Origin of the sequence: Paraburkholderia sp. CNPSo 3076, assembly GCF_026343935.1 — a bacterium.
In the GTDB taxonomy this organism is placed as follows: Bacteria; Pseudomonadota; Gammaproteobacteria; order Burkholderiales; family Burkholderiaceae; genus Paraburkholderia; species Paraburkholderia nodosa.
In genome coordinates this window covers 75,933-100,491 of record NZ_JAPMAL010000021.1, presented here as the reverse complement: position 1 = coordinate 100,491, position 24,559 = coordinate 75,933, and the positions used below count along the sequence as shown (strand labels likewise).

Here is a 24,559-nt window from a genome sequence, read left to right as displayed (position 1 = left end):
AAATCGGGAATGCTCAGCGAGCGCGCACGGCCCGTTTGGCCATTTCGCGCAGCGGCTGCTTTTGCAGCTTGCCGCTGGCCGTAGTCGGAATCATGTCGATGGTCACGATCTCCGAGGGGCGCTTGTAGGCCGAGAGCCGCTCGCTCAGGTAGTGGGCAAGGTCGTCTGCATCGATCGTCGCGCCCTCCTTCGCTTCCACGAAGGCCACGACTTCCTCGTTGCCTTCGGCGTCGCGCCGCCCCACCACGGCGCTCTGGCGCACTGCCGCGTAGGTGTTGATGACCGACTCGACTTCGATCGGATAGACGTTGAAGCCTGAACGGATGATGAGATCCTTCGAGCGGCCGACGATGAAGAGCGCGCCGTCCGCGTCCAGCCGGCCGAGGTCGCCGGTCTTGAGCCAGCCTTCTGCATCGAGCACTTCCGCAGTCAGGCCTGGCTCGCGATAGTAGCCGTGCATGACGCCGGGACCGCGCACCCACAATTCGCCCGCTTCGCCGCGCGGCACGTCGTGGCCGTCGGGGCCGACCACGCGCAACTCGGCGCCCTCGACGATTTCGCCCGATGACACGTCCTTGCGCGGACGGTCCATGCGCGTGATGAAGAGCGAGCCCGCGTACTCGGTCATGCCGTAGCCGTGATGCAGCGGCATGCCGAAGAGTGTTTCGACCTGCTGCTTGAGTGTGGGATCGAGCGGACCGCCGCCCGTGTATAGGTAGCGCAGACGCGGCGCGTGCACCGTGCCGCCGTGCTCGCGCACGTAGGCGACGATGCGCGTGAAGAGCGTCGGCACGCCCTGCAGGATGGAGATTTCGGAGGCGCCGAGCGCTTTCACGACCTCTTCCGCCGAAAAGCGCGCCGCGAGATGCAGGCTCGCGCCCGCTTCGAAAGTGGCGAGCAGCAGCGTGGCGAGGCCGAAGATATGCGACATCGGCATGACCGCGTACGCGCAGTCCGCCTGTGTCATGTCGCGCGACGTCGCCGAGACATGCGCGAAATGCAGCAGGCCGCGATGCGTGGCCATCACCCCCTTGGGCTGGCCCGTCGTGCCCGACGTGTAGATGAGCACCGCGACCTCGTGCGCGAGCGCCTCGGCCTCGCGCGCCGCGTTGAGGTCGGGCGCGGCCATCATCAGCGGGCCGAGCCCGGCGGGCGCGATTTCGCGCGCGCGATAGCGCACGCCGTGACGCAGCGCGTCAGGCGATGCGCCGTGCGTAAACAGCATGAGACGCGGCCCGCAATGCGCGCGGATCGTCTCGATCTCGCGCTCCGAGAGCCGCGCATTGACCACGGCCGGCCACGCGCCGATTTCCGCAAGCGCGAACAGCAGCGTCACCACGGCCGAGCAGTTTTCGGCCACGATCAGCACGCGGTCGCCCACGTCCACGCCCTGCTCGCGCAAAAACCGCTGCGCCTGCCCTACGTCGCTCCAGAGCTGCCCGAAGCTCGTCACCTTTGTTTCTTCGCGTATCGCCACGGTCTCGGGCGACGCCTCCGCCCAGTGCCGCGCGATATCGCTGATCTTGCGCGCCGCTCGCCTCACCACTGTCACCTCCCGTCGTTGCTCTTTGACTGCGTACGGCGCGCCGTGGCACGCCGCATCGCGACAGGTATCAGTGTGGTTCAGGCGCGGCCTGCCAACAATTCGTTTTCGAGAAAGCCGGCATTCGTCTGCCGAGAAGTCGGAAATCACCCCGATGGCCGGGGCTTCGAGGCGATTAGCGTCTCGACCGGGCGCGTGCTCGCGAGGCACTCAGCGCTCGCGCGTGACGCGTGCGAGGCACCGGCGCGGCCCTACGCAGGCGCTGCCGCCAGTCACTCCACCTGCGCCGCCGCACGCTCGCCTCCCATCGCGCCCTTAGCGGCGCTATTCGCCCGATGAATCGCCACGATGCCCGCGAGCGACACACAGGCCGGCGCGGCCGCCGCGAGAAAGAGCGCCGAGGACGACCATTGCAGGTGCAGGAGCGCGCCGCCCAGCACCGGACCGACGACCGAGCCGATCCGCCCCACGCCGAGACTCCAGCCGATGCCGGTCGAGCGCAGCGAGGTCGGATAGTAGGTCGCGGCGAGTGCGTTGAGCGCAGGCTGGCCGCCGATGATCGTGAAGCCCGTAACGGAGATCGCCACGAACATCGCGGCCACGGAGACCATCACGGCCGGATTGCCGATGGCGGCCGTCGAGACGATGGCGATCAGGAACGTCGTGGCGAGCACGCGCGTGAAGCCCGCGAGGTCGATGATGCGCCCGAGCAGCAGCGTGCCGATCACACCGCCGCCCCACAACGCCGTGCCGGCGAACACGGCGGTCTGGGTCGAATAGCCGGCGTCGCGGATCACGGTCGGCAGCCAGTTCGAGAGGAAATACATGGCGAGCAGGTTTGCGAAGTTCACGACCCACAGCAGCACGGTCACCCGCGCGCGCCCTTCCTTGAACAGTTCGACGAACGGCACGCCGCGCGAGCGCGTTTCCCCGGTCGTGAACTGCACGCCGGCCGGCAACGCGAGCGCCGGCGCCACGCGGGACAGATTGCGGCGCACGCGCGCCTGAGTGTGCTCACCACGGCCGCGAAACAGGAGGAACTGGATCGACTCGGGCAACGCGAGCCACATCAGCAGGCCGAGCACGAGCGGAATCGCGCCGCCCACGAAGAACACGGCGCGCCACCCGAACGCGGGAATCAGCGCCGCGGTGATCAGGCCACCCACCACGCCGCCCAGCGTGAAGCCGCACGAGACGATCATCATGAGCGTGACGCGCATGCGGCGCGGGCTGTACTCGCCCGCGAGCGCCATCGCATTCGGCATGATGCAGCCAAGCCCCAGCCCCGCGACGAAGCGCCAGGCCACCAGTTCCGCGATCGAATGCGCGAAGCCCGTCGCGACCATGCACGCAGAAAAGAACAGCGTCGCGCCGATCAGCACCGGGCGGCGGCCGATCTTGTCGGCGAGCGTGCTGAACGTGAGCGAGCCCACCAGCATGCCGAACAGGCCCGCGCCGAACACCGGCGAGAGCGTTTCCCTCGCAATGCCCCATTCGCGGATCACGACCGGCGCGACATAGCCCATCGCCTGCACGTCGAAGCCGTCCATCATGAGGCACAGCGCGCACAGCGTGACCACCAGTAGCTGATACGGCCCGAACCGGCTTTCGTCGATGATGCCGGTAACCTCCACCGCCTTGTTCATGCAATGTCTCCAATCATTATTGTGTCGTCTCGATCGCTCTGCGGCGACTAGAGTTCGAGGATCAATCGCCCGCTTTTCGCGCGCGAGCAGCAGGTCATCATGCGGGTTTGCGTGTCGCGCTCGGCGCGTGTGAGCACCACGTCGCGGTGGTCGATCTCGCCCGCCAGCACGCGCACCTCACACGAGCCGCACAAGCCTTCTTCGCAATCGCTTTGCACGTCGATATTCGCGCGGCGCAGCGCGTCTAGCACGGTCTGGTCCGCGCCCACGTTGAGCACGAGCCCCGAGTCCTTCAACTCGACTTCGAACGCCCGCTCCTGCGAGGGATCGAGCTTGCCGCCGGTCGCGGCGAAGTGCTCCACGCGCAGCGCGTCCTCGGGCCACGCCTCGCGGCAGGCTTCGAGCGATTCGAGCATGCGCGCGGGGCCGCATGCGTAGACGCGCGTGTGTTCGTCGACGTGCAGCGCGGCGAAATCGTTGCGCGTGCCTTCTTCCGAGACGTGCAGATGCAGGCGCTCGCCATGCAGCTGCGCGAGTTCGTCGACGAGCGCCATCGTCTTGCGCGAGCGCCCGCTATAGTGCAATTCGTAGTCGATGCCCAGCTCGCGCGCGCGGCGCGCCATGGCGCTCACCGGCGTGATGCCGATGCCGCCCGCAATGAAGATCGCGCGCCGCCCTGCTTCGTCGAGCCGGAAGTGATTGCGCGGGCCGCGAATCTTCAGACGCATGCCTGCGCGCAACGCGTCGTGCACCCACGCCGAACCGCCGCGGCTTTGCGTTTCGCGCAGCACGGCGATCTCGAACGCACCCGTGTCGGCGGGGTCCGAGCACAGCGAGTACTGGCGCGAGATGCCGGTGTCGCCGCACTCCACGTCGATATGCGCGCCCGGCGCCCAGCGCGGCAGCGCGCCGCCGTCCGGCGCGACGAGACGCAAACGAACGATGCCTTCGGCCACGGCGTCCACACGTTCGACCACCACAGGCCGCGAAAGCGCGTGCGCCGATGGCTCGCCGATGCGCACCGCCACCTGCGCGCCGAACAGCGCCGGATTCGCGCGCTCCGGATTTTGCGCCGGGTCCCATTCCACCAACACATGCTCGGGACCCCGGAACGACGTGTTCGGTACATAGGTGAACGTCTGCTCGGCCAGACGCATGTGCGGCAAGCGGCGTGTGAACTCTTCGAGGAAGATCTGCATCTCCATGCGCGCGAGGTTCTTGCCCATGCACTGGTGCGAGCCATAGCCGAACGTGACATGGTCGCTTGCGTTGTCGCGGCGAATGTCGAACAGGTCGGCATCGGCAAAATGGTGTTCGTCGTGATTCGCCGAGGACGTCACGATGAGCAGCTTCGAACCCGCCGGAATGTCGATGCCGCCAATCTGCACGTCCTTCGTCGCGAGGCGCCGCCAGGCCGCCACCGAGCCGTTGTGGCGCAGGCACTCCTCCACCGCGTTCGGAATCAGGCTCGGGTCCTCGCAGATCTCGCGCCACGCGTGCGGGTGCTGCAGCAGCAGCTTCATTGCGTTCGCCGTGGCGTTGGCCGTGGTCTCGTGCGCGGCCACGATGCCGGCCATCATCATCGAATGCAGATAGGAATCCGTGACGACTTCGGGATGCGCCTTCTGCTTGCGGATGCCATATTGCATCCAGCCCGGGCCATCCGGGTTCTGGCGCATCTTGTCGAGCACCTTGCCCGCGAACTGCCAGAAGTTGCCCACCGCGTGTGCGACTTCGACCTGCTCTTCGGGGCGCGGCCGGCCCCATGTATTGACCGTGTGCGCAATCGAGTACTTGCGCAGCAGGTCCATGTCCTCTTCGGGCACGCCCAGAAAATGCAGCGCCACGGTGAGCGGCACTTCCCAGAGCATCTGGTCCACGAGGTCGGCGCGCCCTGCGTCGATGAAGCGGTCCACGTACTCGCGCGTGAGGCGCCGCACCATTGGTTCGTGGTGCTTGAGATGTTCGGGCGTGAACGGCTCCATCAGCGCGCGGCGGCGCGGCATGTGGGCAGGCTCGTCCTCGTTCACCAGCGTGCGGTTCATGGCGTAGCCGTACGACTCCAGCACCGCGTTCGCCTCGGGACCGGTGGGCGTGATCTTTTCGAGCGCGATGGAGGGTGAGAATGTGAGGTTGTCGCGAAAGATCGCCTTGATGTCGTCGTAGCGCGTGACCACCCAGTAACCAAGCTGAGGGCTATAGAACACGGGCTCCTGCTCGCGCGCCCAGCGCACGTATTCGGGCGGGTCCTGCTGGTAGCCGTCGCTGAACGGGTCGAATGCCGCGGCATTGGCGCTGACCGGGCAGCGCGGCGCGGCGTTTGCGTCGTGACTCGCTGCGTGGGGGAACGGGCAGCGGCCCGCCGACGGGGAAGGTGTCTCGCTCATAGGCCTCTCCTGCATGCTGCGTGCATTACGTTTTGCGTAACTCTAGTACGCATTGCGTAATTCTGAGATAGGGGTTAACGTGCAAGCACCTCAGGCACCACGCCGCCCCTACGCGCCCTAAAATCCGCGTGAATCCAACCGATACCCCAGCGTCCCCGTCCAGCATGGAAAGCAGGAAAACCACCCCCCGTCGCCCCGCGGCCAAAGTCGCCGAAGTCTCGACGTCCCCCAAAGTCGCGAGAGAGACGAAGGCCGTAGCCGCACCGCGCGAGCGCCGCCAGCGCGTGCAATCCGCGCAAACGGGCATGGCCGTGCTCAAGGGTCTTGCGCGCCTGGGCGGCCGCGCGAGCCTCTCGGGGCTCGCCGCCTGCGTGGGCGAGAGCCCCGCGAAGGTGCATCGCTATCTCGTGAGCCTGATCGAGGAAGGCCTCGTCGCGCAGGACACCGCCACCCAGCAGTATCTGCTCGGCGTCGAGGCGATGATGATCGGCGTGGCCGCCATGCGCCAGGCCGATCCGGTGCGCATTGCGGAACCCGCGCTCGTGCGCCTGCGCGAGACGCTCGAAGTGACGTCGTTCGTCGCGGTGATGGGCAATAAGGGGCCCACGATCATCCGTTTCGAGGAGCCGGGGCTGCCCGTGACCGTCAACGTGCGGGTGGGTTCGGTGATGTCGCTGCTGTGGTCGTCCACGGGCCGCGTGTTTCTCGGCCTGCTCGACGACACGCGCGTGCTCGCGCAAGCGCAGGAAGAACTCGCGCATGCCGACGCTTCGTTGCGTGCGCAACTGAATGCGAGCGATCCGATCGGCACGTTGCGGCGCGACGTGCAGGCGGCGCGCTGCGCGAGCGTGCGCGACACGAATCTCAAGGGCATCAGCGCCGTGTCGGCGCCGCTCTTCGATCACACCGGCAAGCTCTGCGGCGTGCTCACGGCGCTGGGCGCCACGGGCGGCTTCGACGCCACGCCCGAGGGCCCGAACGGGCGCGCCGTACGCCGCGAAGCGGACGCCGTGAGCGCCCTCCTCGGCTACGTGGCGCGCGGCGCTTAACGCTTCGTCAGCGTGGTCGGCGCGGGGGCAACCGGCTTCGTGGGTGCGGGCAGATAGCCGTCGTTCAACGTCTTCAGGAAGGCGATCACGTCGTCGATATCGCGTGCGTTCCATGCCGGGCGCTCGCCCGCCTTGCGCGTGAGTGGCTCGTCCACGGTGTCGATGTTGGCGCGCAGTTCGGGCGGCAGATCGTCGAACTTCACCACATGGCCGCACAGGCCTTCGTCGTAGTACTTCGGATCGCGGTTCGCGCGCCGCTCGGGATTGCGCGGCACGCCTGATCGCATAAAAACCCGGTTCAAAAACTGACCGGGCTTTTCATTTTTCTGCACGATGTTAGCGAGGCACTGTCTGTGCGTCCGCGTCAGTCAGGGTATCCAGGAACGCCACCACGTCGCGGATATCCGAGTCTGACCAGACCGGTTTGCCGCCCAGCTGATTCGTCAGCGGCTCCGTCTTGGTATCCACATTACTGCGCAGATCCTTCGGCAGGTCGTCAAACTTTACGACTTGGCCGTGCGCGTCTTTCGAATACCACTTCTCCGGGTTCGTGTCGCGCTCGACATAGAAGCGCATCGAATCTTCAAGCGTATGGAACATGCCATTGTGGAAGAACACGCGCCGCGTGGCGACGTTGCGAAGCGTGGGCGTGCGGAACATCCCACAGAACCACTTCTGCTGCTTCGCCTGGTCTTGACGAAGCGGCCCACATAACCCCATGTCGAAGAAGTTCGGATCGCGATTGGCCGGAATGTCCATGTTGCGTGGCACACCCAGCGTCTGAAAGTTGTAATCCGTCAATGCCGGATGCGAGCCATGAGCGCCTTTGTTAATTAGATGACAGCTTGCACAGTTCCCCTTGTCCGGGTCGCTGAACAGCTTCAATCCGTGCGCTTCTTGTGGCGTGAATTGATCCTTGCCGTCGAGCACGCGGTCGAACTTGCTGGCGTACGGCGCGAACGAAGGATCATTGAACTGGAATGCCTGCAATACCTTTCCAAGGTCCGCCAGTGCCTGCGCCGGTCGCGAGAAAATGTACTGGCCGAATGCTTCCCGGAACTGCTGTGCGTAGGCGCTTTTGCTCAGCTTCTTCGCCACGTCATCCGCGCTGCTGTTTGCCATTTCATCCGGATTGAGCAGGGGAAATGCAGCCTGATCCGCGGGGGAGTTGTAGCGCCCATCCCAGGTGTATCCGCCGCTGGGCTGATTATCTCCGTCCTCGAGACGCTCTTTCAGGCTATTTGCCTGCGTGTAGGTCCAGTAAGGCACAGCACGCAGATAGCGCAGCGACGGCACCGAGCGCAGTCCGGCTCGATCGAGGTTTGGGCCACCCAACTGGACAGCCAGACCGTTTGGCGGCCCATAGGCATTCGCAGGGCTGTGACAGGAGGCACATGACTGCTTGCCGGAAGCTGAGAGCGATGGATCGAAGAACGCTGCCTTGCCGATAGCTGCCAGATCAGAAGCACCTGCATTGACCGGGGCTGCTTGAGCGTCCGGTGCTCGTTTGTCGCAAGCGGACAGAAGGAAAATGCAAAGGGCCGTTGCGAGAACAGCCCTTGTAGAAAAATGGCGCATGACGGATCAAGAAAAGAACCCGGTTCGAACGGAGAACCGGGCTTAGACAACAGAGTTCTTGTGAGACCGCCAGGAATTAGCGGTTATCAATGTTGGCCGATGTGAAGATCGGCTTGAGCGATGCATCATCGGCGTAGCCGAGATACGAGCCCATGCCGAAGTTGTCTTCGAGCGAACGCAGCATCGCGTAGTGGTTGTAGCCCGTACTATCCACGTGACCGCCTTTGATGAACGGCGACAGCAGAAGCGTACCAATCTGATCGCCACCGACTCCGAGGTAGTTCAACGCAATCGACACCTTCTGCACGGATGCAGGCAGCGTCGCCGGGTTAATTCCGAGCAGGCTTGCTTCAGCAACCGGCAGCGTGGACATCGTGACCTGTTCCGGACGCGTCACGTTCGGACCCGTTTGCTGGTTGCAGCCAGGGCACTGGTTGCCCATCTCCGGCTCCAGCAGGGAAAGCGTCGTGCCATCAGCACTGACTTGCGTTGTCGGCGTGAGTCCTGTCACGACGCCTTCGTCCGTGGTGATGATGATCAGGCCGTCCTGCTTGTAGGCGGGCGAAGCCTCGATCAGCGGGATCGTCTTCTTCAGGAATGCGTCGATCGAAGTCAAACCACCAGGCTGGCCGTTTGCGCAGCCCTTGCCTGCGGTACCCGTACCGTCCCCATCATGACCATCGTCACACAGGTTCGGCGTGATGAAGGAGAAGTTCGGCGTGGTGGCAATCGACTGAAGATCCGTTGCCAGGTCGTCTTGCAGGTTGACCACGTGCGCGTCGCAGTTCGCCAGATCATCGATGGTCGAATGGAAATACGGGAACGGATTATGGCGCGTTGCGTACTCATCGCCCGCCACGTCACCCGAAGCAGAAGGAGCCTGCGCGGCCTGCGTGCCGTCCACAGCCTTCGTCGGGTCGGTGCCCGAAAGCTGCGCGGTACGGCGCGGGAACGAACAGGTCCTCGTGCCGTCACGGTTCAGGTCGTTGCCCATGTCCTCGTTGTAGCTGCGCCACGTGAGCCTGGCTTGTTCCATCTGGTTGCCAATATGCTGCACGCGAGCCGGGAACACGCAGCCGCCGCTCTGGTGGCCGTTGACGTCCGTGCCTGCCTTGAGAACCTTGGGGTTCGCCGAGTCGTTGCCGGCATCCACGATATCGGACCAAATCTGGAAGCAGTCCGTTTCGGTGTCGTGCGTCGACGGCTGACCCGACACCATCGATATGTAATTGTCCAGCGAAACGTGACCGGTGCCGTAGTAGTTCGAGAGGAACGTGCCCTGCGGCATCAGCGATTTTAGGTACGGGTCCTGGTTCGAATCCGAGGCCGTCGTGCCGTACGTCGATTCCGCGCTCTTGTTTTCGAGCACGATAACCCAGACGTGCTTGATCGCCTTGCTCGAAGCGACGGTTGCAATGTACTGGTCGCTCGCTGCCTTCACCACGGCGTTGCCGTTGGTGTTGAAGTCGCCCAGCAGGGTGTCCGGCGTCGTGCCGATCTTGTTCGCCAGTTGCGTTTGAGCATCCGACTGCGACAGGCCGCTGTCCATCAGTTGCGAAAGCTGCGTGGTGATCGCGCTGACGGAACTGACGCCGCGCGGCGAACGGAACGTAGCCGTGCTGTTGAACGCCGTGCCCATGTTCTTGCCCGATGCGTCGTTCTCCGTGGCGCCGCTCAGGTCGGCAACGATGTACTTCCACGACCCATTGCTCGTATCGGAGATCGAGAACTTGCCCTGGGCATCCGAGCGCGCGACCGGCTCGCCCGGGTCGCACTTGCCATTGTTGTTCACATCCAGGCAGACCGCCGCATTCTGGATATAGCTGCCGAGCACCTGACCGGTGACCTTCGGTCCGCCGTCCGAACCGTTGCTTCCGCAACCAGATAACCCCGCCATTACGCCGATGCTCGTCAGCATCGCGAGCGCCCCCCTGCGCGACTGTATTTTCTTCACAACTGTCCCTCGTTATAAGTCGGACACACCCGACGGATTTTGACTCGCCGAAAGTCTATGTAAGTTGTGTTACACACTTGTTAAGGAGCTGTTAGGGAACTAGATAAACGTGAAAACGACTGCGTTTTACGGCCGCATGTTCAAAAACCGCTCCAGATAACCATGCTTGCGCACACAACTAACAGGTGCGCGGGGCGACACGCCACTATGACGATTCCCGGCCCATCGCTGTGCAACCGGCTATCATGTGAATTCAAACGGTAGATGGAACGAATCAATCACATGGCCTCCCCACAGGAAAACGTCAGCATGGCGGTGTTCTGCGACTTCGAGAACGTCGCGCTCGGCGTGCGCGACGCGAAGATCGACCGCTTCGATATCAAGCCCGTGCTGGAGCGGCTCTTGCTCAAGGGCAGCATCGTCGTGAAGAAGGCCTATTGCGACTGGGAGCGCTACAAGGGCTTCAAGGCCGCGATGCACGAAGCGAGCTTCGAGCTGATCGAAATTCCTCACGTGCGCCAGTCGGGGAAGAATTCGGCCGATATCCGCCTCGTCGTGGATGCGCTCGATCTCTGCTACACGAAGTCGCACGTGGACACGTTCGTAATCGTGAGCGGCGACTCCGACTTTTCGCCGCTCGTCTCGAAGCTGCGCGAAAACGCCAAGAAGGTGATCGGCGTGGGCGTGAAGGACTCCACCTCCGACCTGCTCGTTGCCAATTGCGACGAATTCATCTTCTATGACGATCTGGTGCGCGACCTCGTGCGCGATCAGCAGACGCATGGCAAGGGCAAGAGCAAGGACGCCGGCGGCGCGAAGCGCCAGGGCGGCGAGGAGCGCCAGCCCAAGCAGGACGGCGACGAGCGCAAGTCGAAAGCCGTTGCCTTTGCGATCGAAACGCTCGACGCGCTCGTGCTGGAGCGTGGCGAAAGCGGCAAGATCTGGGCTTCCGTGCTCAAGAGCGCCATCAAGCGCCGCCGGCCTGACTTCAACGAAACGCGCTACGGCTTCCGCGCGTTTGGCAATCTGCTCGAAGAGGCGCAGTCGCGCGGCCTGCTCGAAGTGGGCCGCGACGACAAGTCGGGTACGTGGGTGTCACGGCTGAACCCGCCCCCGCTCGCGGCTGCCGCCGCCAGTGTGTCAGCGCCGGAAAACACGGCGGCGCGTGCCGAGGAGCCGCGCGGCAGGCGCAAGGGCCGCCGCAATGGGCGTGGAAGCGGCGCGGCCGACGTGCGCGAAGCGGCAGTCGAGCAACCGGTCGAGACGCAAGGCGAGATTCCGTTCGAGCCGGTCGAAGCGCTCGCGCACGCAGCGCATCGGCACGACGCCGCGCCGCCCTTCTCCGCCGAGCCATACGACGCGAACGGGAGCACCCAGGCGCCGTATGAGGCATACGAGGCGCCCGAACAGGCCACCGATGTCGAGACCGCCGCGCCCGCCCCCGCGCGAGCGCGCAAGACGGCGGCTCGCAAGAGCCCCGCGCGCAAGAGGACATCGAAGAAAGCAGCCGAGTCGCCGGCCAGCGCCGCGGACGAACCGGCGAGCGAGGCCGCAGCGCCGGCCGAGCCCGCTGCTAAGAAAGCACCGTCGCGTGCGCGCCGCGCGCGCAGCAAGGCCACTGCGGAAGAAAGCTGAATATTGCGCCACGCGCGCCGCTCGCAGTGGGCGGCGCGCGGCGCATCGGTCAATCGCCGAACGGATTCGCGGGACGCTTGCCCTTCGCAGGCGGCGCTTCCTCACTCGCGGGCGTGGTATCGCCGAAAGGATCCTGCTTGCCCGACGGTCTAGCCGCTCCAAACGGGTTCGCGGCCTGCGCCGGTTTCGATCCGCCGAACGGATCGTGTGCGTCGGCCGCCTCGTCGGCATCGTCCTCCACGGCTTCATCCTGTGCCTGTGGGAGGTTGTACTCGGCCCGCACCTGCTCCAGCACACGCGCCACGCTCGCTTCGAAGCCAGCCGCGTTATGAAAGTGCTGCATCGTCCAGTTGCAGCCGCTGCGGTCGGGCTCCTGCAGCTGCGGGCGCGGCACGCCGATCTTCACGCCGTCGTCGACCACTTCCTGGAGCTTGTGGATGCGCCGGTGCACTTCCTCCTGCAGCCGCGAAGCATTGAGCGTCTTGCGCAACATTGCAAACCTCCTTTCCTGTACGCGTCACGTCGCGCGAGTCTAGCGCAGTGGCTCGCTCGCGTCGCTACGTCGCCGGCGCATTCATGTGCGCGAGCGCGTCGCGCATCGAATCGCTCGGCACCACGAGCTGCCCCGTGAACGGCGTATCGAGGTCGGCGATCACATAGACCGCCGACGAAATCGACACCGCGCCGAGCACGATCAGCACGATCGCCAGCGCGTTATGCGGCGCGACGAGCCCGAAGCTCAGGAAGATCAGGATTAGCCAGAGCGCGAGCATCGTGAAGAACGGCCGCGAAATCGTGCCGTGCGCCTCTTCGATGAGACGCCAGCGCGTATCGGTCACGCGATCGAACATCTGCGAGAGCGGGCTCACGAGCGCCTGGTGGTACGCATCGCCTGGCGCGAGCGTTTCGATTTCGTGCCCGACCGAGTCGAGCAGCGCACCGAGCGGCCGGCTTTCGAGTTCGTCGTTGCCGACGCCTGGATCATGCGGATAGTAGTTGCCCGGCGGCGCCTTTTCCTGCGTCCAGGTCGAGGCGATGGCGCTTGCCGTATAGGCGCGCAGCAAGGTGCGCGCCGCGGCCGCGTCAGAGCCGTATTCGCGCAGGCGTTGGTCGAGCTGGATCAGGTCGGCGGCGTAGGCGCGCATGTCGTTGGTCGCCGTATCGAAGCTCGATTTCGCGGACGCGGTGAGCAGGCTCAGCACGAGCGCCGCAAAGGTCACCAGCATGCCGATCACGAGTTGCACGAGCTGCACGGTTTCATGCTTGCGATGCTCCTCGGGCAATAACGGCCGCAACAGCACGCCAAGGCCCGTGCCGCCGAGCAGCAGCGCGAACACGAGCAACGCCGACTGGATTTCGGTCATGACGACGGCCTCCGCCCTTCGGCGGTGGCGTTTTCCACCTGCGCGGCGGTGTCGGTGTGCGCCGCCATGGGTGCTGAGGGCGCTGGTTGCGCTTCGGCGTCGCCAACGCTCAATGCGTCGATGCGCGTATGAATCTCCTTCGCCTGTGCCTCGCCCGGCACGAGATCCGGATGCGCCCGCGGCACCGCGAGCTTCCACGCAGCGTCCAGCTCGCGCCGGATCGAATCGTAGATCTCCTTCGAAATCGAGCGGTCCTCGTACATGGCCTGCACGCGTTCGCGCCCTTCGCGCAGCGCGTAGAGCAGCAGCATGCGCCGCTCGAGCACGTCCGAAGCGTGGCCGAAGCAACGGCGCACGTCCGCCAGTCCATGCTCGGCCGTCGCGATACGCGCCTTGAGTATCGTCTTGAGCAGCGCCGCGAGACGCTCGCCCAGCAGCGGCGTGAGGCTGCGGTCGTTGAAGACGATCAGCTGATGCAGCACCACCCGGCGGCACATCAGGAGCTCGAAGCGATCGGCGAGCGCGTCGCCATACGGCTGCCGCACGCGCAGCCAGCGATAAAGAAGGCGCGCGACCCGCATCTCGATCGTATCCGCGAGTATTTTTGCGGCGGCGCGCTGATATCCGAGGCGCCCGCCCACACGCGCCTCTTCGATCATGGCGTCGGTATTGCGCATCATGGCGTCGAGATTGCGGATCGTAATAATGCCGCTGCCATACTGCGGAATGAGGTCCCGCTCCTTCGCCGCGAGGGTCACGAGGCCGATGACGAGACGCTCGCGGTCGGACAGCGCCGCTTCGAAATCGAATGCCGTCGCGCTCATGTCGACGCTGCGCCGGAACGTGTGGCAGGCCTGGTCGGCGATCGCATCGGGAATGTGAAAGGTGCGGGCCGCCATATGCACGCGCTCGGAGACGCCGATCGACGAAAGCTGCACCGCTTTCTGCTGCAGCGCCTGCTCCTGGGGCGAAAGCAGATCGAGGTGCAGCCGCCGGATCAGCAGCTTGAGCGACGTGCCGTTCACGATCAGGCTCACGAGCACGAAGCCCGTCGCGAGAATTGCGACGAAGCGGCGCGTGGAATCGGGCAGCGCCGTGTCCTGCGCGAGGCCGAGCGCGAGCACGAGCGTCACCGCGCCGCGCAGTCCGCCCCACGCGATCACGAGCTTGTAGGCGGCGCTCACGGGCTCGGTGAGCCGCATTCGGCTCAGTAGCGGCAGCATGCCGAACACCACGACGACGCGCGCCGCGAACGCCGCCACCACCACGACGGCGAGCGCGATGAGGTCGATCCACTGCGCGTTACGCAGCGTGGCCGGAATCTGCATGGCCGCGAGCAGAAAGATCGCCGCGCCCGCCATGGCCGCGATCTGTTCCCAGATCAGTTGCAGATGCTTCCAGTTGACAGGCGACAGGCGCGTGCTTCCCAGACCGCTAATGACGAGCCCGGCCGCGACCACGGCCACCACGCCCGAGACGTGCAACATCTGGTCGGCGAGGAGATAGAGCGGATACGGCAGCGCGAAACTGAGCGAGATTTCGGCTTTACCCTCGCCGCCCAGCGTCGGCAGGAGCCACGCGAACGCGCGCCCGGCCAGCGCGCCAACCAGCAACCCACCGCCGAGCGCGATGCCGAGCGCGCGCAGCGCGGCCGTTGCCGAGACATTGGCGGCGTCTCCCGTGATCGCGGCGATCAGCACGCTGGCAATCGCAATCGCGGCTGCGTCGTTGAGCAGGCTCTCGCCTTCCACGAGGCGCACGAGCCGCTCGGGCGCGCCCACTTCACGAAACACGGCGAGCACGGCGGAAGGGTCGGTCGTCGCGATCATCGCGCCGAGCAGGAGGCCGTCGACGAGCGGACCGAGACCTGTGAGCCGGACCGCGCCGCCCACCATGCCGGTCGCAACGAACACGGCCACCACGGCAAGCAGCAGAATGGGCGCCGAGTCGCCGAGCATCTCGCGCACGTTCACGCTGAGCGCGGCCTGGAACAGCAGCGGCGGCAGGAAGATCCACAGGTAAGCCTCGGGCGGCAGCCGAGGCGCAAGCGCGGGCATCACGAAGTTAGCGGCGAGCGTGGGCCAGGCCTCGCCGCTCACGAGATAGATGCCGCCCAGCGTGAAACCCCACGCGGCGAGCAAGACCGATTCGGAAATTGACCAGCGCAGGCTCACCGCCTGGACGAGGGCGATACTCGCCAACAGAAAGCCGCTCAGGAGAAGGACGTGGATGACCATGGCGTGCAACCGTCACGGCGCCGGCAGCCACACCACCGTCAACGACCTCACCCCTTGTGCCCCCTGGATCAGCACGCCTTCGATATCGGCCGTCGCGGACGGCCCCGTGACGAGCGCAGCGTAGCGCGCGCTGCGAAAATCGTCGCGTCGGTATGCGTCCTGCAGCCCCGCCACCAGCTGCGCGGGATCGAGCAGCACCACGAGATGCTGCACGATATAGCCGAGCGCGTTCACCACGTACTCGCGCTCGCTCAGCCACAGCGACCCCGTTTCCGCCACGCCGAAGCGCGCGCGCACCACGCCCACGTCGACGTCTTCGAGCGAGGCCGGCTTCGTGGCGGCGCTGATCTCGCGCGTGCCCTGCACCTCTGGCGTGGCCGACGCGATACGCGCCTCGCTGCCAAAACGGCGCAAGATCATGGCGCGCACGTCGGCCGCGCTTTGCACCTGCGTCTCGCTGCCGCCCATCAGTTTGAGCGCGGCGCCAAAGCGCTCGCGCAGATCGCCGGCGGGCGCGTCGAACAGCGGCACCTCGGGCAACGGTTCGTGCGCGGGCTGCGCGGCGCGCACGCGCGCGAGGAACGCCTCACGATCCGCCATCGCCGCCTCCCTTGCGGTTTTTCCGGTACCACGTATGGAACGTGGTATGCGGCACATGCGGCAGATCGCGCTGTTTGCCCCAGATATTGAGCGGGTTGTAGAGCATGAAGTTCGGCAAGCGCCGCAACGCGCCCTCGAGCGACTTCACCGTGCCGCGATAAAGCGTCGGACTGCCGAGCAATCGGCCAGCCATCTTCAGCACTTCCTGCTTCACGAACGGCACTTCGTGCTGTGCCGCGATGACCTGCCGCCACTGGTAAATCTGCTCGTGAATATTGATCTTCACGGGGCACACATTCGTGCAACTGCCGTTGAGCGTCGAAGCGAACGGCAACGCGCTGAAGCGTTTGAGGTCGAAGGTCGGATTGATGATCGCGCCTATTGGCCCCGCATAGGTGCTGCCGTACGAGAGGCCGCCGCTACGCCGGTACACGGGACAGGTATTCATGCACGCGCCGCAGCGAATGCATTTGAGCGAATACCAGAACTCGGGCATGGCGAGCCGCTCGGACCGGCCGTTGTCGACGAGCACGAAATGCATTTCCGCACCGGGCCGCGGCGCGCGGAAATGCGAGGTGTATTGCGTGATCGGCGAGCCGAGCGCGCTGCGCGAGAGCATACGCACGAATACGCCGAGATCGGACAGGCGCGGAATCAGCTTCTCGATGCCCATTGAGACGATGTGCAGCGGCGGCACGTTAGCGGAAAGGTCCGCGTTGCCCTCGTTGGTGCACACCACCACCGTGCCCGTTTCGGCCACCGCGAAATTGCACCCGGTCATGCCCGCCGTTTTCTCGCGCACGAACCACGGCCGCGTATTCATACGCTGGCTTTCCGCCAGATAGTGAATGTCGTTGTTGTGCGGGTCCGTGCCGATGGTGCGGCCGAACACTTCGGCCACGTCGTCGCGCAGCTTGTGCACGGCGGGCACGACGATATGGCTGGGCGGCTGCTTGTCGAGCTGCTGGATGCGCTCGCCAAGGTCGGTTTCCATCACCGAAATGCCGCGCGACTCCAGGTACGGGCGCATTTCGCACTCGTCGGTGAGCATCGACTTGCTCTTCACGAGCGCCGTCATGCCGCGCTCGCTCAGGATGCGAAAAACAATTTCGTTGTGTTCCTCGGCCGTATCCGCGAAATGGACCTGCACGCCATTGGCTTGCGCCGTGCGCGTGAAATGGTCGAGGTAGTCGGCGAGATGCGAAAGTGTATGCGCCTTGATTTGCGAGGCGAGCGTGCGCAGCATTTCCCATTCGGGAATGGCATGCGCCTGGGCGTCGCGCTTCGAGCGCAAGTCCCACAGACGCTTGTCGTGGAAGGCGACATGCTCCGGCCGAGAGAGAAACGTGCCAGCGAGCTTCGCGTGTTCGACTCGCTTCATTCGCGCGCTCCGTTGAGCACCTGGGCAATATGGATGAAGCGGATGTCCGCGCTCATTCGCTCGGCGCAGCCCTGCTGGTGCATGAGGCAGGACATGTCGGCAGAAACGATGTATTGCGCACCCGCGCTCACGTGATCGACCACCTTGTCCTGGCCCATGCGCACCGACACCGCTTCTTCGGTCACGGCGAACGTGCCGCCGAAGCCGCAGCATTCGTCGGGCCGCGCCGGCTTCACGAACTCGATGCCCTTCACATGTTCGAGCAGTGCGAGCGGCTTCGAGAATGTCGGACCGGCGATTTCCGAAACGGAAGCTTCCTTCAAATGGCGCAGCGCGCTGCAGCTATTGTGCAAACCCACGCGCCACGGAAATTCGGCCCAGGGGAATTCGCGCGCGCCCAGCACGTCATGCAGGAACTCGACAAGCTCATAGGTGCTCTCGCGCACCTTGCGCACGGCGTCGGTCTGCTCGATCGCCGTGAAGTGGTCGCGCACGTGATTCACGCAGCTCGCCGAAGGCCCGACGATATAGTCGTAGCCCGCGAAGGCGCGCGCAAACACCCGCTCCGCGCCGGCTGCCTCGGCCTGCGCGCCGCTGTTGGCCATGGGCTGGCCGCAGCAGGTTTGTTCGAGCGGATAGTCGACCTCGCAGCCGAACCGCTCCAGCAGTTCCAGTGTGGCGATTGCGACTTCGGGGTAGAACGCGTCGATGAAGCAAGGGACGAACAAGGCAACTTTCATGCGCGAGCTCACACGAAAAGCGGACCCGAACATTCTACTGCCGAACGGCGCGGGCGTCGCGCGAAGCGTGTACGCGCTGCGGGTTGCCGCGGCGCATCATGCTGCGCCGCGGCTTTTCGCTCAAAAGTTATGGCGGATGCCCGCGATCACGGCAAGCTGCTGGTCGGTGTTCGAATTCACGAGGTTCGGAATCTGCGCCAGGTTCTGCGTCGCCCCGCTCGCGGCATCGATCCCAAGACCGGCCCCCGACGACTTCTGGCCGATCGCCACCGCATAAACCGCCGTGCGCTTGGAGAGGCTGTACACCGCGCCCAGATTGATCTGGTGAAGCCGCGTGGACGAGCCGCCGTCCGGATGCGCGTCGTTGAAGATATAGGCGAAGCCGAACTGCAGCGCGGGCGAGTATTGCCACGACGTATTCAGCTCGGCAATATCGAACGAGACGTCCGCGCCCTGCGGCCGCGCCGCCTCCGCGAAATAGAGACTCTGCGAGAAACGCGTATGCGTATAGCTGAGCGCCACGCTGACCTTGTCGAACGCGTACGATCCGCCCGCGCCAAAAATACTCACGCGCTGGGCATTTTGAAGTTCGCAGTACGATGCACTCGGATTGCTGCAACTGAAGTCGCCGATATAGCCGGCCTCTGCGCCCAGCGCTGCCTGCAGCGGATTGCGCAACTCGAGGTAACCGGCAGAAAGCGAAAGCGGCCCGTTGGCGTAATTCGCAGCCACCGACCAGCCGCGGTTCTGCGAGAAGTTCCCCGCCACGCCGCCAAAACTGAACAGGCCGCCTAGCGTGAAGCCGCCGAAACTGGGACTCACGTATTTGATCGAGTTATTGAAGTTGAACGCTTCGTTGAGATTGTCCACGTCGCCGAAGTGCGAGCCATAGAGCGTCGCCCAGTTGTTGCTCGACACATAAGCGCCCAGATCGTCGGAAAACGGATCGTACTGGCGGCCCAGCGTGAGCGTGCCGTAGCGGCTGTTCGCAACGCCCACCCAGGCGTTGCGATTGAAGAGCGTACCTCCCTGCAATAGTGCGCCGTTCTGCGAGAAGAAGCTGTTTTCGAGCGTGAAGTTGACGCTCGTGCCGCCGCCAATGTCTTCGCTGCCCGTGAGGCCCCAGCGCGACGGCACGAGGTTGCCGCCGCCCAGCTGCCAGTTCGCGTGGCCGCTCGTGCTGCCGTCTGCGTGCGTGGTCTGCTGGTTGGTCGAATAAATGAGGCCCGCGTCCACCGTGCCGTAGAGCGTGACTGAAGATTGCGCGTGTGCGCTAATCGCGAGGGCGCACGAAGCCAGCGCCAGCGCCGTGCACTTGACGATATTTGCCATGTCGTTGTCTGTTCGAAAAGAGGTGGGCCGCCGCGCTGCATGCACGTGCGCGGCCGGAGCGCGGCGCCGGAGAGCGCGCCGCACTAGTCAGGAACTGCGTGAATCGGGGGCTTTGTGCGAAGCGCGTCCCGGGCGTCTTGCTATTGGCCGAAGCGCGCGTAGATGTCCGGCCGCGAACGCTTGAGCACGAAGGCGATCAACACGCCGATCAGCGCCACCGCGAGCACGACCCACGGGAACGCGCCCACGACGGGGCTATCGGAGCCGGCGAGCGCGTCGAGATTGCCGATCAGCACGATGCCGATGCAGAGCAGACCGCAACCACCGAGCACCGGCGCGAGGAACGCGTGCCAGACGCGCGTATCCTTCTTCGTGGCGCGGAAAAACGCCGCCACCGAGAAACTCGTGACCGCCTGCAACATGACGATGCCGATGGTGCCGAGCGCCGAGCCCCAACTGAACACGATATTGAACGGATCGCTGCCCGCGACTACGAAAAGGCCCACCGGCACAGCGACCGATAGCGTCTGCAGATAGCTCGCGAGATACGGCGACCCATATTTCGGATGCAGACGATCGAGCACCGCGGGAAGAATCCCCTCACCCGAGAGCGCGTGGATGTAACGCACGATCGTGTTGTGGAACGACAGCAGGCTCGCGAAGATGCTGGAAAGCAGCAGGAAGCTCATCGTCGTGGTCATCGCGCCGCCCAGGTACTTCGTCGACTGGATGAACCAGAAGTCGCCCGGCTGCTTCGTCGCGACGTCCGCGACGTTGCTGATGCCATAAGCACAAACAATGGCCCACGTGACGAACGCAAAGAACACGAGAATCAGCGTAACGGAAACATAAGTGGCGCGCGGCACCGTGACCTTCGGGTCGCGGCACTCCTTGCCGTAGATCGCCGTTGCCTCGAAGCCGATGAACGACGCGAGCGCGAACATCACCGCGATGCCGAGGTGGCCGCTGAAGACGTGATGCGGCGAAAACGGCGCGAGCGTGAGGCCATCCGGACCGCCATGATGAATCACGATCGCGAGGCTCAGCAGCAGCAGGATGCCGAGTTCAAGACACATGAGCACGCCGAGCAGGCGGCTGTTCAGGTCGATGCCGCGAATGCCGGTGAACTGCACGACCACGAGGCACGCGAATGAATACGCGTACCACGGCAGCGAACCATGTAGCAATGGCCCGAGCACCACCGTGCAGAAGAAGCCGAACAGGCCGTACAGCGCGATCTGGATGCTCGTGTACGAGAGCAGCGCGACGAGTGCGCCGGCCATGCCAACGGGGCGGCCGAACCCCGCCGTGATGTACGCGTAGAACGCGCCGGCGCGCACGATGTGGCGGCTCATCGAAGCGAAGCCCACGCTGAACACGAGCAGCACCACGCCCGCGATCACGAATGCGCCGGGAATGCCCGCACCGTTGCCAAGGCTGATGGCGGGCGGCACCGCGCCAAGCATACCGGTGAGCGGCGCCGCTGCGGAAATGACAAGAAAGACGATCTGCCAAAGCCCGAGCAGGCCGCGGTGTGAGTCCACTGCCACGTTGTCTCCAACGAGGTGAGCGGGAGAATACGGTTCGTTCATCGTTGCCTCTGCTGGTGTCTGTTCTGGGTTCGCCATACGACACGATGAAGAACCGCGTGCCTCTGGCGCTCGACGAATCAAATTTCCCGATTCGGATTGAGCGCATGGTAGGCAGCTAATAAACCCGCCGGCTTGGCGCAACGCGCCAATTACTCGATAAAGTGCGCCAGAGCTGGAGCGGGTTTTCACTTAACCGGGTTGAAGCGGTCGATATTACCTTCGGCATCCTGATTAATGCCGTGGAATGGGCATTCGCACTTTATTCAGCCCACAAACTTACTGGAAGCCATCAACTCGCTTTCACGATTTGCGCGCTAACGGGTGCGCTTGGCGCCTGCTCGGCCCCAGTTGCGCGTCGCACGCCATAGCACGGTGGCGTCGGCATAACCCACTGCGCGGGCCACGGCCGCGTTGGTCATGCCCTCCTGCTCGCGCAGCACCGCCACGCTGCGCTCGCGCTCTTCGCGAATGATCTGGCGCACGGAGGTCCCGGCATCGGCGAGATGCCGCTGCAAGGAGCGGTCCGAAAGCCCGAGGTCCTTGGCGATATCGCCGACCACGAGCTTCTCGCGCGCGAGCCGGCGCGTGACGAGATCGCGCACCTGGTCCACGAGGGTATGCGGGATCGTGTCCCGCGAAATAAGGTCGGTGGCGTGGCGCTCCATCATGCGCGCCATCTGCACGTCGGCACTCTTGAGCGGCGTGTCGAGATCGTGCGGATGCATGACCACGCCGTTTGCCGGCTGCTGGAAGCGCACCGGCACGCGAAAGAGGCGCAAATAGGGCTTGAGGTCCTCGGGTGCCGCGTGCTCGAAATGAATCTCACAGGGCGTCCACGCCGCGCCCCGTACCTGGCGAATCATGTGGCACATGGCGGATACGCTGTACTCGGCGTCCTGGCGGCGCGGCCAGATCTGCGCATGCGCGATGCGATAGCTCCACATCGGCCATGCGTTGTCGCTCACGAGATCGACGGCCGTCGCGCTTTGCCACGAGCCGAGCGTATCGGTGAACTTGCGGATTGCGGCACCGAGCGTGGGCGACGACATGAACACGAGGCCAGCCGGCCCCAGTTCCGTGAGCTGCAGTTCGGCGCCTAAACGCAGGCCGAGAAAGGGTTCGTCGAGCACCTGCGCCGCGCGTTCGAACGCGCCCACGTAACGCCCCAGCGCCACGATTTCATAGGGGTTGGAAAGCTGCCGGCGACTCAGACCGAACTCGGCCAGCAATGCATCGCAGTCCGCACCAGCAGCGTCGAGTGCACGCACGATGGGACCCATCACGGCACCGCGAATCATCGGGAAACCGCTATTGACAGGCACTCTTTTCATGTCTCGCTCCATTAGGGCCTGTATGTGCCGACGTTTTAATCATCGATCGTCGATGGCGCACTCTATCGCCCCTTTGGCGCGTTTTGCAAGCGCGAAAAAAATACGGCGTTTCTACGATTGACCCATCGACATCGTGTGAGACGTATGCGGATTCTCCATACCGTCCCATGCCCTGTTGCGCCCAACGTCATCCTTACGAAATGCTTATGAACACGAATCCGAATGCGCATCCGCTCGACCCGTTGAGCCTCGCCGAAATGCAGCTTGCCTGTGACATCGTGAAAGCCGCGGAGCAGCTCGATGAATATGGGCGCTTTCCTGTCACCGAATTGCGCGAGCCGCCCAAGGCGGAAGTGCTCGCGTACAAGCATGGCGATTACTACTCGCGCCGCGCCTTCGTCATCGCAATCGATCGCACCCGCATCCAGACGCTCGAATTCGTCGTGGACCTGCGCGAGAAGAAAGTGGAATCGCGCAAGGCGCTCGCCTTGCAAAGCGCGCCCTATGGCCAGCCGCCCGTGATGATCGAAGACTTCATGAATGCGGAGCGCATCGTCAAGGAAGACGCCACATGGCGCGAGGCCGTGAAAAAGCGCGGCCTCACCGAAGACGAACTCGAGCGCGTGCAGGTCGACCCGTTCTCCGCGGGCGCCTTCGACCGCCCGAACGAGAATGGTCGCCGCCTCGTGCGCTGCGTGAGCTACTACCGCGAGTCCCTGACCGACAATGGTTACGCGCACCCCATCGAAGGCGTCGTCGCCGTGGTGGACCTGCTCGCGCACAAGGTGATCGAGCTGATCGACGACGGCCGCATCGTCCCCATTCCGCGCGCAAGGCACAACTACGACACGCCGAGCCTCGGCGAGCCGCGCGCCACCGTCAAGCCGCTCTCCATCAGCCAGCCCGAAGGCCCGAGCTTCACGATAGACGGCTGGCAGGTTAGTTGGCAGAACTGGAAATTCCGCGTGGGCTTCACGCCGCGCGAAGGGCTCGTGCTGCATCAAATCACGTGGGACGACGGCAAGAGCGCGCCGCGCCCGATCGTCTACCGCGCGAGCGTGACCGAGATGTGCGTGCCCTACTCGGACCCCACGACGAACCACTACTGGAAAAGCGCCTTCGATGCGGGCGAATACGGACTCGGCAAGCTCGCGAACCAGCTCGAACTTGGCTGCGATTGCCTCGGCACGATCCGCTATTTCGACATTCCGTCCGCCGACGACTTCGGCAACGGCTTCACGATGAAGAATGCGGTGTGCCTGCACGAAGAAGACTACGGCACGCTCTGGAAACACTACGAGTTCCGCACCGGCGTATTCGAGATGCGCCGCTCGCGCCGGCTCGTGATCTCGTTCTTCGCGACGGTGGGCAATTACGACTACGGCTTTTACTGGTACTTCTATCAGGACGGCACGATCCAGCTCGAATGCAAGCTCACGGGCATCATCCAGACCTCGGCGGTGGCGGACGGCGACACGTATCCGTGGGGCGGCATGGTCACCGAAAACCTGGGCGGCCCGACGCATCAGCACTTCTTCAACGCGCGCCTGCACATGATGGTGGATGGCGAGAAGAACTCCGTCACCGAGCACGAATTCGTGCCGCGCGCGATGGGTGCGGAGAACCCGTACGGCAACGTGTTCGATACGACGAAGCGCGTGCTCAAGTCCGAGCAGGAGGCGGCGCGCAACGCCAACGGTCAGACCGGGCGTTTCTGGAAAGTCGTGAACCCGAACGTGAAGAACCGCGTGGGCGCGAATCCCGGCTACAAGCTCATCATCAACGACTCCCCACTCATGCTCGCCGATCCCAACTCGAAGGTGCGCCAGCGCGGCGGCTTTGCCACACGCCACGTGTGGGTCACGCCGTACGACACGACGCAGCGCTACGCAAGCGGCGACTACCCGAACCAGCACGCGGGCGGCGACGGCCTGCCGCGCTATATCGAGGCGAACCGCAACGTGGAGAACGAGGACATCGTGCTGTGGCACAGCTTCGGCCACACGCACGTGTGCAAGCCCGAAGACTTCCCCGTCATGCCGGTGGAATATGCGGGCTTCATGCTCAAGCCCAACAACTTCTTCTATGGCAATCCCGCGATGGACCTGCCGGGCGGGCGCGATCCGCACAGCGTGCAGGATGGCGCAGACGCGCCCGAAGCAAAATCGTGCTGCCATAGCAAGCAGTGAG

General features: G+C 64.5%; 17 protein-coding genes and 1 pseudogene. 3 read left to right on the top strand and 15 right to left on the bottom strand.

Features of this window, described 5'->3' with window-relative positions; translation table 11 throughout:
• Positions 1-13: 13 nt before the first annotated feature.
• The 3 genes from M3A49_RS24500 to M3A49_RS24490 form a co-directional block, all read right to left on the bottom strand.
• A complete protein-coding gene (locus M3A49_RS24500; RefSeq protein WP_266231390.1) occupies positions 14-1,546 on the bottom strand; it encodes a class I adenylate-forming enzyme family protein in 1,533 nt (510 codons plus the stop codon).
• A gap of 269 nt (positions 1,547-1,815) precedes the next feature.
• The gene (locus tag M3A49_RS24495) at positions 1,816-3,189 is read right to left on the bottom strand and encodes an MFS transporter (protein WP_266231389.1); all 1,374 of its coding nucleotides are present in this window, start codon (positions 3,187-3,189) and stop codon (positions 1,816-1,818) included.
• Between the two features lie 47 nt (positions 3,190-3,236).
• The gene (locus M3A49_RS24490) at positions 3,237-5,576 is read right to left on the bottom strand and encodes a cytochrome P450/oxidoreductase (protein WP_266231388.1); all 2,340 of its coding nucleotides are present in this window, start codon (positions 5,574-5,576) and stop codon (positions 3,237-3,239) included.
• A 164-nt stretch (positions 5,577-5,740) separates the two neighbouring features.
• Here M3A49_RS24490 and M3A49_RS24485 point away from each other — a divergent pair, with 164 nt between their 5' ends.
• Positions 5,741-6,625 carry an IclR family transcriptional regulator gene (locus tag M3A49_RS24485; protein WP_266231387.1) on the top strand — a complete coding sequence of 295 codons (885 nt, stop codon included), beginning with the start codon at positions 5,741-5,743 and terminating at the stop codon, positions 6,623-6,625.
• Here the strand turns inward: M3A49_RS24485 and M3A49_RS24480 are convergent.
• The 3 genes from M3A49_RS24480 to M3A49_RS24470 all read right to left on the bottom strand — a co-directional run bounded on the left by M3A49_RS24480 (position 6,622) and on the right by M3A49_RS24470 (position 10,157).
• Positions 6,622-6,900 (bottom strand): hypothetical protein, encoded by a 279-nt coding sequence (locus tag M3A49_RS24480; protein WP_416339001.1) that lies wholly within the window; start codon positions 6,898-6,900, stop codon positions 6,622-6,624. The genes M3A49_RS24485 and M3A49_RS24480 overlap by 4 nt on opposite strands.
• A 61-nt stretch (positions 6,901-6,961) precedes the next feature.
• Positions 6,962-8,203, bottom strand: a complete 1,242-nt coding sequence (locus tag M3A49_RS24475) for a cytochrome-c peroxidase (protein ID WP_266231386.1) — start codon at positions 8,201-8,203, stop codon at positions 6,962-6,964.
• A gap of 76 nt (positions 8,204-8,279) precedes the next feature.
• Complete coding sequence (locus M3A49_RS24470; protein ID WP_266231385.1) at positions 8,280-10,157, bottom strand: alkaline phosphatase family protein; 1,878 nt, start codon at positions 10,155-10,157, stop codon at positions 8,280-8,282.
• 282 nt (positions 10,158-10,439) lie between these two features.
• Between M3A49_RS24470 and M3A49_RS24465 the strand changes: the two genes are divergently transcribed.
• A complete protein-coding gene (locus M3A49_RS24465) occupies positions 10,440-11,792 on the top strand; it encodes an NYN domain-containing protein (protein WP_266231384.1) in 1,353 nt (450 codons plus the stop codon).
• Between the two features lie 262 nt (positions 11,793-12,054).
• Here M3A49_RS24465 and M3A49_RS24460 read toward each other — a convergent pair.
• The 9 genes and pseudogenes from M3A49_RS24460 to M3A49_RS24420 form a co-directional block, all read right to left on the bottom strand.
• Positions 12,055-12,285: pseudogene (locus tag M3A49_RS24460) on the bottom strand (hypothetical protein); the annotation flags it as partial.
• Positions 12,286-12,349: 64 nt separating this feature from the next.
• Entirely contained in the window at positions 12,350-13,156 is an 807-nt protein-coding gene (locus M3A49_RS24455) for a hypothetical protein (RefSeq protein WP_266231383.1), read from the bottom strand.
• Entirely contained in the window at positions 13,153-15,393 is a 2,241-nt protein-coding gene (locus M3A49_RS24450; protein ID WP_266231382.1) for a cation:proton antiporter, read from the bottom strand. The genes M3A49_RS24455 and M3A49_RS24450 overlap by 4 nt, the downstream gene beginning before the upstream one ends.
• 12 nt (positions 15,394-15,405) lie before the next feature.
• Positions 15,406-15,993, bottom strand: coding sequence for a LutC/YkgG family protein (locus M3A49_RS24445; RefSeq protein ID WP_266231381.1), 588 nt, complete (start codon positions 15,991-15,993; stop codon positions 15,406-15,408).
• Positions 15,980-17,374, bottom strand: a complete 1,395-nt coding sequence (locus tag M3A49_RS24440) for a lactate utilization protein B (protein WP_266231380.1) — start codon at positions 17,372-17,374, stop codon at positions 15,980-15,982. Before M3A49_RS24440 ends, M3A49_RS24445 begins: the two co-directional genes overlap by 14 nt.
• Positions 17,371-18,114 (bottom strand): (Fe-S)-binding protein, encoded by a 744-nt coding sequence (locus M3A49_RS24435; protein ID WP_266231379.1) that lies wholly within the window; start codon positions 18,112-18,114, stop codon positions 17,371-17,373. Before M3A49_RS24435 ends, M3A49_RS24440 begins: the two co-directional genes overlap by 4 nt.
• Positions 18,115-18,234: 120 nt before the next feature.
• Complete coding sequence (locus tag M3A49_RS24430) at positions 18,235-19,446, bottom strand: porin (protein ID WP_266231378.1); 1,212 nt, start codon at positions 19,444-19,446, stop codon at positions 18,235-18,237.
• 140 nt (positions 19,447-19,586) lie between these two features.
• On the bottom strand, positions 19,587-20,996 hold the full coding sequence (locus M3A49_RS24425; RefSeq protein ID WP_266231377.1) for an APC family permease: 1,410 nt from the start codon (positions 20,994-20,996) through the stop codon (positions 19,587-19,589).
• A gap of 356 nt (positions 20,997-21,352) precedes the next feature.
• A complete protein-coding gene (locus tag M3A49_RS24420) occupies positions 21,353-22,369 on the bottom strand; it encodes an AraC family transcriptional regulator (RefSeq protein WP_154678170.1) in 1,017 nt (338 codons plus the stop codon).
• A 206-nt stretch (positions 22,370-22,575) separates the two neighbouring features.
• Between M3A49_RS24420 and M3A49_RS24415 the strand changes: the two genes are divergently transcribed.
• Positions 22,576-24,558: a primary-amine oxidase gene (locus tag M3A49_RS24415; protein ID WP_266231376.1), complete on the top strand. Its 1,983-nt coding sequence runs from the start codon at positions 22,576-22,578 to the stop codon at positions 24,556-24,558.
• Position 24,559 lies beyond the last annotated feature (1 nt).